General features: G+C 72.0%; 11 protein-coding genes. 8 read left to right on the top strand and 3 right to left on the bottom strand.

Annotated elements, in window-relative coordinates:
• Positions 1 to 71: 71 nt before the first annotated feature.
• The 3 genes from NF681_09190 (at position 72) to NF681_09180 (ending at position 4,008) form a co-directional block, all read left to right on the top strand.
• Positions 72 to 746, top strand: coding sequence for a response regulator transcription factor (locus NF681_09190; protein UST55327.1), 675 nt, complete (start codon positions 72 to 74; stop codon positions 744 to 746).
• Positions 743 to 2,110, top strand: coding sequence for a HAMP domain-containing histidine kinase (locus NF681_09185; GenBank protein ID UST55326.1), 1,368 nt, complete (start codon positions 743 to 745; stop codon positions 2,108 to 2,110). The genes NF681_09190 and NF681_09185 overlap by 4 nt, the downstream gene beginning before the upstream one ends.
• A 197-nt stretch (positions 2,111 to 2,307) precedes the next feature.
• The gene (locus tag NF681_09180; GenBank protein ID UST55325.1) at positions 2,308 to 4,008 is read left to right on the top strand and encodes an electron transfer flavoprotein-ubiquinone oxidoreductase; all 1,701 of its coding nucleotides are present in this window, start codon (positions 2,308 to 2,310) and stop codon (positions 4,006 to 4,008) included.
• Positions 4,009 to 4,063: 55 nt separating this feature from the next.
• On the opposite strand, the gene NF681_09175 is transcribed toward NF681_09180, so the two are convergent.
• Positions 4,064 to 4,864, bottom strand: a complete 801-nt coding sequence (locus NF681_09175) for an RNA methyltransferase (GenBank protein ID UST55324.1) — start codon at positions 4,862 to 4,864, stop codon at positions 4,064 to 4,066.
• A gap of 171 nt (positions 4,865 to 5,035) precedes the next feature.
• On the opposite strand from NF681_09175, the gene NF681_09170 reads away from it, so the two are divergent.
• From NF681_09170 to NF681_09160, 3 genes are read left to right on the top strand one after another with little or no spacing between them, the layout of a single operon-like run.
• Positions 5,036 to 6,130 (top strand): inositol monophosphatase, encoded by a 1,095-nt coding sequence (locus NF681_09170; protein ID UST55323.1) that lies wholly within the window; start codon positions 5,036 to 5,038, stop codon positions 6,128 to 6,130.
• A gap of 1 nt (position 6,131) precedes the next feature.
• Positions 6,132 to 8,438 carry an FUSC family protein gene (locus NF681_09165; protein ID UST55322.1) on the top strand — a complete coding sequence of 769 codons (2,307 nt, stop codon included), beginning with the start codon at positions 6,132 to 6,134 and terminating at the stop codon, positions 8,436 to 8,438.
• 15 nt (positions 8,439 to 8,453) lie between these two features.
• The gene (locus NF681_09160) at positions 8,454 to 9,530 is read left to right on the top strand and encodes a mechanosensitive ion channel family protein (protein UST55321.1); all 1,077 of its coding nucleotides are present in this window, start codon (positions 8,454 to 8,456) and stop codon (positions 9,528 to 9,530) included.
• Between the two features lie 32 nt (positions 9,531 to 9,562).
• On the opposite strand, the gene NF681_09155 is transcribed toward NF681_09160, so the two are convergent.
• Positions 9,563 to 9,727, bottom strand: a complete 165-nt coding sequence (locus tag NF681_09155) for a hypothetical protein (GenBank protein UST55320.1) — start codon at positions 9,725 to 9,727, stop codon at positions 9,563 to 9,565.
• Between the two features lie 190 nt (positions 9,728 to 9,917).
• Between NF681_09155 and NF681_09150 the strand changes: the two genes are divergently transcribed.
• The gene (locus NF681_09150; GenBank protein ID UST55319.1) at positions 9,918 to 10,898 is read left to right on the top strand and encodes a tripartite tricarboxylate transporter substrate-binding protein; all 981 of its coding nucleotides are present in this window, start codon (positions 9,918 to 9,920) and stop codon (positions 10,896 to 10,898) included.
• Positions 10,899 to 10,951: 53 nt separating this feature from the next.
• Complete coding sequence (locus NF681_09145) at positions 10,952 to 12,289, top strand: sulfatase-like hydrolase/transferase (protein UST55318.1); 1,338 nt, start codon at positions 10,952 to 10,954, stop codon at positions 12,287 to 12,289.
• 111 nt (positions 12,290 to 12,400) lie between these two features.
• On the opposite strand, the gene NF681_09140 is transcribed toward NF681_09145, so the two are convergent.
• Positions 12,401 to 13,096, bottom strand: coding sequence for an SDR family NAD(P)-dependent oxidoreductase (locus NF681_09140; GenBank protein UST55317.1), 696 nt, complete (start codon positions 13,094 to 13,096; stop codon positions 12,401 to 12,403).
• Positions 13,097 to 13,205: the final 109 nt, after the last annotated feature.

Genomic DNA, 13,205 nt, shown 5'->3' with positions numbered 1-13,205 from the left:
ATAGACTCGCCGCTGCGGCACCGTGGCCCATGCCCGTCCCGCTCCCCCTTCCCTGCCCGAGGAAACCACCCGTGCGCGTATTGCTGGTCGAAGACGACGTGGCGCTGTCCGAGGCCGTCTGCGGCTACCTGCGCGCCAAGGCTTTCGTGGTCGATGCCGTCCCCAGCCTCGCGGCGGCGGGCGGCGCGCTGTGCGGCGCGCAGTACGCCGCCGTGCTGCTCGACCTCCACCTGGGCGACGGCGACGGCCTGTCGCTGCTGCCGCAGATCCGCGCCCTGAAGGATCGCCCGATCGTCATCGTGCTGACCGCGCGCGACCAGGTGACCGACCGCATCCGCGGCCTGGACGCGGGCGCCGACGACTACCTGGTCAAGCCCTACGACCCCGGCGAGCTGCTGGCGCGGCTGCGCGCGGTGGAACGCCGGCGCAGCGCGGCCAACGCGCCCGTTCTGGTGCTGGGCACCCTGCAGATCGACCTGGCGCGCGAAGTCGTGCGCGAGCGCGGAATGCCCGTGACGCTGACGCAGAAGGAGTGGGCGCTGCTGCGCGTGATGGCCACCCGCCCCGACCGCATCCACACGCGCGAGAGCCTGCAGAACGCGCTCTACGGCTTCGACGACGAGGCCGACAGCAACACGCTGGAGGTGTTCATCAGCCGCCTGCGCCGCAAGCTCGGGCGCAACCACATCCAGACCCTGCGCGGCCTCGGCTACCGGCTGGTGAACGCGGCCGGGGACGCCGGGTGACGCGCGACGACCGGACGCCGCCCGCCGGCGCGCCCCGCGCCGACACGCTCGCCGGACGCCTCATCCGCACCCTGATCCTGTGGATCGGCGGCGCCTGGCTGATCGGCGTGCTGGGCGTGGTCTGGTATGTCGACCGGGAGATCAACCACAACTTCGACAACGAGCTGATCGAGGTCTCGCACCGCATGTTCGACATCGCCATCCAGGACCTCGACGCGCACGCGACGAACCCGGCCAGCCGGGGCCCGCTGATCGCGCCGACGCCGACGTTCCAGGACGCGGCGGTGATCTATCAGGTCGTCGACAGCGGCGAGCGGGTGCTGGTGCGCTCGGCCGAGACGCCGCCCGGCACCTTCGACGTGCCGATGGCGCCGGGTTTCGCAACCAACGACGCCTGGCGCATCTACACCGTGCAGCACCCCGGCCGGCCGCTGTTCCTGCAGGTGGCCGACCCGCTCGACGAGCGCCGGGAGGCCCTCAACCGGACGCTGCTCGGGCTGGTGATCCCGCTGGGCGCGGCATTGCCGCTGCTGGCGCTGCTGCTGCGTCGCATCGCGCGCCAGGAGCTGGCGGTGCTGGTGCGCCTGGCCGCCGAGATCGGCCAGCGCAACGGCACGCACCTCCAGCCGATCCCCTTGCCCGGCCTGCCGCAGGAGCTGCAGCTGGTGGGCGACCACGTCAACCGCCTGCTCGAACGCCTGGCGCAGTCGCTGGACGTGGAACGCGCGCTCGCGGCCAACGCCGCCCACGAGCTGCGCACGCCGCTGGCCGCGGCCCGCCTGCGCCTGCAGACCGCGCTCGACGCCGACCTGCGGCGCGAGGACGTCGCCGCCGCGCTGGAGGCGCTGCGCATGCTCAGCCACCGCACCGAACGGCTGCTGCAGCTCTCGCGCGCCGAGTCCGGCGCCGCGCTCACGCGCGCGCGGGTCGACCTGGTGCGCCTCGCGGCCACGGTGGCGCAGGAGTTCTGGCAGGACGAAAAGGTGCTCGACCGGCTCGACCTGCAGGTGCCCGACAGCGGCGACACACCCATCGTGCTGGGTGATTTCGACGGTCTGGCCATCGCGCTGCGCAACCTGGTGGAGAACGCGCTGCGCCACGCCGGCACCGGCCTGGTCGAGATCGAGGTGCGCTCCGGGGGCGTGCTGACCGTGCGCGACGCCGGACCGGGCGTGACGCCCGACCAGCTCGCCACCCTGCGCGAGCGCCACGTGCGCCACGCCCGGGAGCGCGCCGGCTACGGGCTGGGCATGTCGATCGTCGCGACCATCGTGCAGAAGCACGGGGCGCGGCTCGAACTGGCCTCGCCGCCGCCGGGCCGCGATCACGGCCTGGAGGCGCGCATCGTCCTGCGGCCGGCCTGAAGGGGGGTCGCCGCGCGCCGCCGTGCCCCGTCGCCGACGCGACGGACGACGGCCCCGGCGGCGCGCCGCTGTCGGGATCGACGTACATAAAATGTCCGCAGCGCGTGCCATAACACACGCATTCCCTTCCGACGCACGTCGCCACGCACCGCATGCGGCGACGGCACCGATCCAACCCCTTGCCATCCCACGATCCCATGACCCAAGACGAAATCCTCGCCCAGTACGGCCCGCGCGAAGCCATGGAATACGACGTGGTCGTGGTGGGCGGCGGCCCGGCCGGGCTGTCCACCGCGATCCGCCTGAAGCAGCTCGCCGGCCTCTACGACAAGGAACTCTCGGTCGTGGTGCTGGAGAAGGGCTCCGAGCCCGGCGCGCACATCCTCTCGGGCGCCATCATGGACCCGCGCGCGCTCAACGAGCTGTTCCCCGACTGGAAGGAGCGCGGCGCCCCGCTCAACCAGCCCGTGACCGCCGACACCTTCCTGATGCTCAGCGAGACCGGCGCCACCCGCACGCCCAATTTCGCCCTGCCCGCGAACTTCCACAACGACGGCAACTACATCGTCAGCCTGGGCAACGTCACCAAGTGGCTGGCCCAGCAGGCCGAGGAACTGGGCGTGGAGATCTTCCCCGGCTTCCCGGCGGCCGAGGTGCTCTACACCGACGACGGCAAGGTGCGCGGCGTGGCGACCGGGAACATGGGGATCGGCAAGGACGGCGAGCCCACCGAGGCCTTCCAGCTGGGCATGGAGCTCCACGGCAAGTACACCGTCTTCGCCGAGGGCTCGCGCGGCCACCTCGGGCGCCAGCTGATCGCCAAGTACAACCTGGCCGAGGGCAAGGACCCGCAGAGCTACGGCATCGGCATCAAGGAACTCTGGGAGATCGACCCGGCGCGCCACGAGCCCGGCCTGGCCGTGCACACGGCCGGCTGGCCGCTGCAGTCGGACACCTACGGCGGCTCGTTCATCTACCACGCGGAGAACAACCAGCTCATCATCGGCTACGTGGTCGGCCTGGACTACCAGAACCCGCACCTGAGCCCGTTCGAGGAGTTCCAGCGCTTCAAGACGCACCCGAACATCCGCTGGTACTTCGAGGGCCAGGACAAGGGCCTGAAGGCGCCCAAGCGCCTGAGCTACGGCGCGCGCGCCATCACCGCCGGCGGCCTGCTCGCACTGCCCAAGACGGTGTTCCCGGGCGGCGTGCTGGTCGGGTGCGAGGCGGGCTACATGAACGCGAGCCGCATCAAGGGCAGTCACGGCGCGATCAAGACCGGCATGCTCGCGGCCGACGCCGCCTTCGCCGCCATCACGGCCGGTCGCCAGCACGACGAACTGACCGACTACCCCGCGGCCTTCGAGCGCAGCTGGCTGCACACCGAGCTGCACAAGGCGCGCAACTTCAAGCAGTGGTTCAAGAAGGGCCTGACGGTCGCGACCCTGATGACCGGCGTCGAGCAGCTGGTGCTGCGCGGGCACATCCCCTGGACCATCCACCGCACCGAGGCCGACCACAAGCGCCTGAAGCCCGCGGCCGAGTGCAAGAAGATCGTCTACCCCAAGCCCGACGGCAAGCTGACCTTCGACAAGCTCTCGAGCGTGTTCATCAGCAACACGAACCACGAGGAGAACCAGCCCGCGCACCTCACGCTCAAGGACCCGACGGTGCCCACGCGCATCAACCTGCCCGAGTACGCCGGGCCCGAGCAGCGCTACTGCCCCGCAGGCGTCTACGAGTACGTGCCCGACGAGGCCAACGCCGGCAAGGAGCGCCTGCAGATCAACGCGCAGAACTGCGTGCACTGCAAGACCTGCGACATCAAGGACCCGACGCAGAACATCGTCTGGGTCACCCCCGAGGGCGGCGGCGGACCGAACTACGTGGGGATGTGAGGGCGGGCGTCCGGACGGCCGGGGCGCGGAGGCCGGTCCCGCGCCCCCGGGAGAATCAGTCCGGCGCGCGCACGCCGGGCGGCGCCGTCGCGGCCGGCGCCTCGGGCTGCGGCTGCGGCTGCGGCTGCGGCTGCGGCTGCGGCTGCGGCTGCGCCATCGTCTTGGCGATGCCGCGCAGGATGTGGATCTCCTCCACCGTCGGGCGCGCCCGGTTGAACAGCTGCTGCAGGCGCGGCATCAGCTTCTTCGGCGCGGCGGGGTCCAGGAAGCCGATCGCCACCAGCGAGCGCTCCCAGTGCTCGAGCATGCCCGCGACGGCGCGCGCATCGGCGGCCTCGGCCGGGGCGACCGATTCGCTCACCGGAAAGCCGCCGAGCGCCAGGCGCCATTCGTAGGCGACGAGCTGGACCGCGGCGCCGAGGTTGAGCGAGCCGAAGGCCGGGTCGGCCGGGATGCTCAGGGCGACGTGGCAGCGGTAGACGTCCTCGTTCCGCATGCCGAAGCGTTCCGAGCCGAACAGGAAGGCGACGTGCTCGGGCGTCTGCGAGCTCCCGAGCGGCGCCAAGTGCTCGCGCGGCGTGCGCGTGGGGGGTCCGAAGTCGCGCGGGATCATGGCGGTCGCGCACAGGTGCGTCACGCCGTCGAGCGCCTCGTCGAGCGTCTCGACGATGCGCGCGTTGGCCAGCACGTCGAGGGCGCCGCTGGCGCGCTGGATGGTCTCCTCGCGGCGCAGCACGTTGGCCCAGCGCGGCGCCACCAGCACGAGGTCGCCGAAGCCCATGGTCTTCAGGGCGCGCGCGGCGGCGCCGACGTTGCCGGCGTGGCTGGTCTGGATCAGGATGAAGCGGGTGCGCATGGGAACGGGTGTGCGAGCGGGGCGGAAGGAACCGGAACGGCGGCGGACGCCCGGCGGGTCGCCCGGTAAAATGTCCGATTCTCGCCGCCCCGCATCGCCGGTCCGCGCTCGCCACGGTCGCGCCCCCGCGCGTCCCGCCGCATTCCGCATCCCTCGCTCTTCCCACAATCCATGTCGTCGCCCAACCTCCATCCCATGCTCAACGTGGCCGTCAAGGCCGCACGCGCCGCCGGCGCCATCATCAACCGCGCGGCGCTCGACGTCGAGGCGGTGCGCGTCTCCCAGAAGCAGGTCAACGACTTCGTCACCGAGGTGGACCACGCGGCCGAGCAGGTCATCATCGAGACGCTTTTGACCGCCTACCCGGGCCACGGCATCCTGGCGGAGGAATCGGGCAGCGAGCATGGCGCCAAGGATTCCGACTACGTCTGGATCATCGATCCGCTCGACGGCACGACCAACTTCATCCACGGCTTCCCGGTCTACTGCGTGTCGATCGCGCTGGCGGTCAAGGGCAAGGTCGAGCAGGCCGTGGTGTACGACCCGACCCGCAACGACCTCTTCACCGCCACGCGCGGGCGCGGCGCCTACATGAACGACCGGCGCATCCGCGTGAGCAAGCGCACCCAGCTCTCCCAGTGCCTGGTCTCCACCGGCTTCCCGTTCCGCACCGGCGACAACTTCAAGCAGTACCTGGCCATCATGGCCGACCTGATGCCGCGTTTCGCCGGCCTGCGCCGTCCCGGCGCCGCCGCGCTCGACCTCGCCTACGTGGCCGCCGGCTTCACCGACGGCTTCTTCGAGACCGGCCTGCAGCCCTGGGACGTGGCGGCGGGTTCGCTGCTGGTGACCGAGGCCGGCGGCCTGATCGGCAACTTCACCGGCGAGTCCGACTTCATGACGCACCGCGAGTGCCTGGCCGCCGCGCCGCGCATCTACGGCCAGGTCGTGCCGCTGCTGTCGAAGTACTCGAAGTTCGCGGGCGTCGACGACAAGATGCGTGCGAGCGACCGCATCCGCGCCGTGGCCTCGTCCTCGCGCGCCGAGGGCGATCCGTCCGCCGACACCGCCAGCGACCTCTACGCGCGCAGCACCGTCGGACTGCACGAGGCCGAATCCGGCGAGGACGACGCGGCGGCCGCACCCGCCGTCGCCGCCCCGGCGCCGCGGCGCCTCACGCGCGTGAAGCGCGCCCCGGCCGGCGCCCCGGCGGCCGCAGCCCCCGGTGCCGCGGCGCCGGCCGAGGGCGAACCCGACGCACGCTGACATGCAGGCGCCGCGCGCGGCCGTCCTGCGCACCCGCGCCGCCGTGCGGGTGGCGCTGAGCCACTACATCGCCAACGGGCTGTCGGTCGCGCTCGGGCTGCTGGTGATCTCGGCCTGCGTGCATGTGTGGCTGGGGGCCTTCGCGGCTTCCGCCGCCGCCGTCGGCGCGATCGTCGCCGCGCCACCCGACCTCCCCGCGCCGCGCCGGGGCAAGTTCCTGCAGATGCTGCCGGCGCCGCTGATCGGCGTGCCGCTGTTCTTCGCGGTGCAGATGCTGCATGCCGCGCCGCTGCACCTCGGCCTGCTGCTGGTGCCGGCCACCTTCCTCGCCTTCACGGCCATGGCCTGGGGCAAGCGCGGCATCCCGATCGCCATCGCGGTGATGTTCTCCATGATCTTCTCGATGGCCACGCACCGGCCCTCGAGCCTGGAGGAGGCGTTCGAGCGCACGCTGCTCTTCGCGCTGGGCTCGGGGCTCTACGTGGTCTACGCGACGCTGGCCAACCTGGCGCTCAACGGGCGCTACCGCGTGCAGGCCGTGGCCGACGTGCTGCTGTCGCTGGCCGCGCTGATGCGCACCGAGGCGCGCCAGTTCACCCCGCGCGACGAGTCCGGCGACGTGCGCGAGACGCCCGCGCCGCTGCTCGGGCGACTGCTGCGCGAGCAGGCCGCGCTGGCCGACCAGATCCAGGCCACGCGCGACCTGGTGCTGGAGTCGCCGCGCACGGCCCAGCGCCAGCGCCTGGCGGGCATGCTGATCGTGGTGCTGGAGATGCGCGACCAGCTGCTCGCGAGCGAGCTCGACCTCGACGTGCTGCAGTCCGAGCCCGCGCACGCTCCCGCGCTGGCCGAGATGCGCCGCGTGCTGGAGGCGCTCGCCGACGCCACGGCCGCCCTGGCCGATTCGCTGCTGCTGGGTCGCTACCCGGCGCGCGTGCGCGACCGCCGCGACGAGCTGATGGCGATCCGCGTGACCGACGCGTTGCCCCCCGGCGCCGGCCCGGCCGGCCCGACGGCGGCGCTGCTCGCGCGCGGCCTGGCCAGCCGCATCGGCCACATGAACGATGAGGTGATGCGGCTGTCGGCGCTGGCGCGAGGCGAGCGCGAGCCCGATCTGGCCGTGGTGCGCGCCAACTGGCAGATGTTCGTCAGCCCGACGGCCTGGTCGTGGGCGCCGCTGCGCGCGATCTGGCGCTGGGACGCGCCGCCGCTGCGCCACGCCATCCGCGCGGCGCTGGCCATCGCCACGGGCTACGGCGTCGCGGTGCTGCTGCCCTGGGGCTCGCACGACTACTGGATCCTGCTGACCATCGTGGTCGTGCTGCGCGGCAGCCTCTCGCAGACCCTGGAGCGGCGCAATCACCGGGTCGCCGGCACGCTGCTGGGCTGCGTGCTGGCGCTCGGGCTGCTGTCGGGGCATCCGGGGCCGTTCGCGCTGCTGGCCGCCTCGGTGGTGGCGCAGGCCATCGCGCACGGCTTCGCGGTGCGGCGCTACCTGATCACGGCCGTGGCCGCGACGGTGCTGGGCCTGGTGCAGGCGCACCTGCTCAACACCGGCGCGGCGCCGACCTTCGCGCTGTTCGAGCGCGTCGCCGACACCCTCATCGGCGCGGCCATCGCCTGGGGCTTCTGCTACGTGCTGCCGTCCTGGGAACGCACGCAGATCCCGGCGCTGGTGGCGCGCGTGCTGCGGGCGCAGGCGCGCCACGCGCGCCTCGCGCTGGGCCTCGGCCAGCTCCAGGCGATGGAGAGCAGCCCCGAACTCGACTGGCGCCTGGCGCGCAAGGAGGCCTTCGACAGCCTCTCGGCGCTGGTGCAGGCGACGCAGCGTTCGCTGTCGGAGCCGCGCGCCGTGCGCCCGCCGATCGCGCCGCTGGAACACCTGCAGGCGCACAGCTACCAGCTGCTCGCGCAGCTCAGCGCCGTGAAGTCGATGCTGGTGCTGCGGCGCGACCGCCTGACGGCCTCGGAGATCGCCGGGCCGCTGCGGCGCACGGCCGAGCGCATTGAGGCGGCCATCGGCAGCGCGCCCCTGCCCGGCACCGCGGTGGGCGCCGCCGCGCCGCCGGCCACGGCGCTCGCCGGCGCGGTGCGCCTGCCCGACCCGTTCGACAACGACATCAGCCCGTGGATGCTGCGCCGGCTCGACCTGGCCAGCGGCATCGCGCTGCAGCTGCGCGACGACGCGGCACGCATCCTGCAGTTCGCCGAGGACGAGTCCGCCGGAGCCGCCGGCGACCTCCCGCCGGCCCCCACCCGCCCCGCGCCCCTGCAACCCCTCGACGCGCCCGCGTCGCCAACCTCCTGAAGGACCCCCCGTACGATGAATTTCGACCTGCTGATCGCCCATCCCTGGTTCGGCCCCCTCCTCGCGGCGCTGCTCGCCGTGCCGCTCGCGCTGATCGCCCACAGCGTGTCCAGCCTGGTGCTGCGGCGCGTGACGCGCGGCGCCCCCGTGGTGCACACGATGCTGCTCAACCTGAGCGGCGCGGCGCGGGTCGTGCTGCCGCTGGTGGCGCTGCAGGTCATCTGGCAGGCCGCGCCGGACGACCTGCGCTACATGAACGGCGTGCGCCACCTGAACGGCGTGCTGCTCATCACGGCGGCGACGTGGCTGGGCATCAAGGCCATCAACGGTTTCGCCGACGGCCTGATCGCCAAGTACCCCTACGACGTCACCGACAACCTGCAGGCGCGGCGCATCCTCACGCAGACGCGCGTGCTGGCGCGCACGGCCATCACGCTCCTGCTGCTGGCGGGCGCCTCGATGATCCTGATGACCTTCCCCGGCGCGCGGCAGGTGGGCGCGAGCCTGCTGGCGTCGGCCGGCGTGATCGGCATCGTGGCCGGCCTGGCGGCCAAGCCGGTCTTCAGCAACCTCATCGCCGGGCTGCAGATCGCGCTGTCGCAGCCCATCCGCATCGATGACGTGCTGGTGGTCGAAGGCGAATGGGGCCGCGTCGAGGAGATCACGGGCACCTTCGTCGTGCTGCGCATCTGGGACGACCGGCGCCTGATCCTGCCGCTGTCGTACTTCATCGAGAAGCCGTTCCAGAACTGGACGCGCAGCAGCTCGCAACTCCTCGGCTCGGTGTTCGTCTACACCGACTACGGCATGCCCATCGACCCGCTGCGCGCCGAGGTCGAGCGGCTGGTGAAGGCCGCGCCCCAGTGGGACGGCCGCTTCTTCAACGTGCAGGTGACCGACGCCACCGAACGCACGATGCAGGTGCGCGTGCTGTGCACCGCCGCCTCGTCCTCGCTCGCCTTCGACCTGCGCTGCGCGGTGCGCGAGGGACTGATCGGCTTCATGCAGCGCGAGTACCCGCAGTTCCTGCCCAGGGTGCGGATCGACGAGTCGGCGGGGGCGGTGCTGCGGCCGATGGGCCGGGAGGGGTGAAGGGTCGGGCGCTCCCGGGACCTTCGGCGTCGTCAATGCATGCCCTCGTTTTTCTGCTTCCCAGTGCTCATGGCGTGCAGCAGGTGGACCACGTTCGTCAGGCCGAAGACGAAGGCGGCGGCTTTGGGCAATCCGATGATGAACAGCAAGAGCGCGATGCCCAGTGCGGCATTCGCCAGAAAACGAACGATCCTCAAGGTTGACCTCCAAGGTGGATCGGGAGTGTGTCGATCCGACCGCCCGACGGCAAGTCCGGACTCATAGAAGCCGCTCGTCCGGAACGGCCATCCTGGCCCCCCAGTGCCGACGTGGCCACCGAACGCCATCGGTCCTGGAGAATCGTCGCGGTACCGACATCCCAACGACACGCCACCACCGAGACTGACCATGCCCCTCTCCCCCCTGCGCCGCGGCCTCGCGGCACTCCTACTCGCCACGCCGCTCCTGTCCGTCCACGCCCAGACCCCGCCACCCGCCCCGCTCGACACCCCGCTCCACATCGTCGTCGGCTACGCCCCCGGCGGCGCCACGGACCGCGTCGCGCGGCTGGTCGGCGACAAGCTCGGGGCGAAGCTGGGCGTGCCGGTGATCGTCGACAACAAGCCCGGCGCGGGCGGCCGGTTGGCGGCGCAGCAGGTGCGGGCGACGCCGGCGAACCAGAACGTGGTGATGGTCGCCAACCCGGCCGTGATGGTGGTGGCGCCGCTGGTCTTCAAGGACAACGGCTACGACGCCGAGCGCGACTTCGTTCCGATGTCGAACGTCAACGAGTACGAGTTCGCGCTGGCCGTGGCGGCCGCGGTGCCGGTGAAGGAGATGTCGCACCTGGTGGCCTGGATGCGCGCCAACCCTCAACAGGCCAACTTCGGCGTGCCGGCCACCGGGAGCCTGCCGCACTTCTTCGCGCTGATGCTGGGCGAGAAGGCGAGCGTGAAGGCCGAGGTGATCGGCTACAAGGGCTCCAGCCCGCTGCTCAACGACCTGATGGGCGGCCAGGTACCGATCGCGGTCGACACGCTCGACAGCGTGGTGGCGCAGCACGAGGCCGGCAAGCTCCGCGTGCTGGCGGTCTCGGGCGCGAAGCGCTCGCCTTTCGCGCCCGACGTGCCGACCTTCCGCGAGGCCGGCCTCGACCTCGTGGGCACCGGCTGGAACGTCTTCTTCGCGCCGGTGACGATGCCGCGCGAGAAGGTGGCGCGCATCGCGCAGGCGATCCGCGAGGTCATGCAGGACCCCGACACGCAGCGCAGGTTCAAGGACGCGCGCCTCGCGCCGGTGGTCAGCACGCCGGAGCAGACCGCCGGCATGCTGCGCGCCTACCGTGCCCAGTGGGCGCCCGTGGTGAGCAAGTCGGGCTACCAGCCCTGACCGGCCGTCGCCACCGCGGCCACGGCCTCGTCCCACCCCACCGTTCCGATCCCATGTCCATGCCCACCACCCCGGCCACGGCGCCGGCCGCCAAGCGCCCCAACATCGTCTTCATCGTCGCCGACGATCTGGGGTACGCCGACCTCGGCTGCTACGGCGCTCGCGCGCCGGTCTCGCCCGTGCTCGACGGCCTGGCCGCGCGCGGCATCCGCTTCAGCCAGGGCTACGCCAACTCGCCCGTGTGCTCGCCCACGCGCTTCGCGCTGATGACCGCGCGCTACCAGTACCGCCTGCGCGGCGCCGCCGAGGAGCCGATCCGCAGCGACCGCGGCAACGCCACGCTGGGCCTGCCGCCCGACCACCCCACCCTGCCCTCGCTGCTGAGGGCGGCCGGCTACCGCACCGCGCTGATCGGCAAGTGGCACCTGGGCTATCCGCCCGCGTTCGGTCCGCTGCGCTCGGGCTACGAGGAATTCTTCGGTCCGATGTCCGGCGGCGTCGACTACTTCACCCACTGCGACTCGCGCGGCACGCACGACCTGTGGCTGGGCGAGGCGGATTGCGCGCAGGACGGCTACCTGACCGACCTGCTCTCCCGGCGCGCGGTCGACCACGTCGAGCGCATGGCGTCGCAGGACGCGCCGTTCTTCCTCAGCCTCCACTACACCGCCCCGCACTGGCCCTGGGAGACGCGCGACGACGCCGGCCGCGCGCCGCAGATCAAGGACAACCTGTTCGACCTCGCCGGCGGCAGCATCCATCGCTATCGCGAGATGATCCGCCACATGGACGAAGGCATCGGCTGGCTCATGGCCGCGCTGGAGAAGCACGGCCTGGCCGACGACACGCTGGTCGTCTTCACCAGCGACAACGGCGGCGAGCGCTTCTCGGACAGCTGGCCGCTGGTGGGCGGCAAGATGGACCTGACCGAGGGCGGCATCCGCGTGCCCTGGATCGCGCACTGGCCGGCGGGCATCGCGCCCGGCGGCGTCACCACGCAGCACTGCCTGACGATGGACTGGTCGGCCACGCTGCTCGACCTCGCCGGCGCCGTGCCCGACGCGGCCTGCCCGCTCGACGGCGTGTCGCTGCGGCCGGTGCTGGCCGACGCGACCCGCGTCTTCCATCGGCCCATGCACTGGCGCATGAACCACCGGGGTCAGCGCGCCCTGCGCGACGGCGACTGGAAGTACCTGCAGGTCGACGGCAACGAGTACCTGTTCGACCTCGGCGCCGACGAGCGCGAGCGCGCCAACCAGGCCCGCCACCAGCCCGGGCGCCTGGCCGCCATGCGCGAGGACTGGACCGCCTGGAACGCGACCATGCCGCCGATCCCGGCCGACGCGACGGTGAGCCTGGGGTATTCCGTGAAGGACATGCCGAGCCGTTAGACGGGCACCGGTCCGTCTCCCTCTCTCTCTCCGGGAAAGGTCTGGGACGAGGGCCGACGGCGGTCGTCACGCCGTCATCGCATCCACCGCCCATGGCCTTCCCACCCGGCCCTACCAGGGCAGCACCTCCCCGCCATAGGCCCGGAAGCCGCCGGTGTCGGTTGGCGTGAGCGCGTCGATCACGGCCAGCAGGTCGGCGGCGGCGGCTTCCGGCGTGCGGCCGATCTCGGCGCCACGAAAGGGCGCGGAGAGCGACGAATCCACCGTGCCCGGGTGCAGCGCCACCAGCACGGCGTTCGGGTTGCCGCGCGCGACCTCGATGGCGGCCGTCTTTACGAACATGTTGAGCGCGGCCTTGGAGGCACGGTAGCTGTACCAGCCGCCCAGGCGGTTGTCGCCGATGCTGCCGACCTTGGCCGACAGCACGGCGAGCACGCCGCGCTCGCGGTCGAGCAGCGGCGCGAAATGCGCCAGCACCAGCGCCGGGCCGAAGGCGTTGATGCGAAAGGTGGCCTCCATCTGCGCGTAGCCCAGCTGGCCCAGGCGCTTCTCGGGCATGAAGCCGGCCGCATGCAGCAGGCCGGCCGCGTTCACGACCAGGTGGAACGGACCCCGATCCCGGACGGCCGAGGCCGCCGCCGCGACGCTCGCCTCGTCGTCGAAGTCCACCGCCGGCGCCGTGTCGCGGCCGAGCCGCGTCACGCCGGCGCAGCGCGCGTCCGCCTCGAGCCGTCGCGCCAGCGCCCCGCCTATGGCGCCCGAGGCGCCCAGCACGAGGGCGCGAAATCCATCCGGGAACGACTGCATGAACGGGCTCCTTCGCCTTGGGAAAACGGCCATCTTAGGCGGCGGGGTCCCCGCGTTCACCTTGTCTTTACGTTCCAACTAAGATCTAAATCAGATATATCTTTTATAG

The sequence above is a fragment of the Comamonadaceae bacterium OTU4NAUVB1 genome, assembly GCA_024372625.1.
Taxonomy (GTDB): Bacteria; Pseudomonadota; Gammaproteobacteria; order Burkholderiales; family Burkholderiaceae_C; genus Variovorax.
The sequence above is the reverse complement of the archived record's forward strand: the minus strand, read 5'-3'. Positions and strand labels throughout refer to the sequence as shown.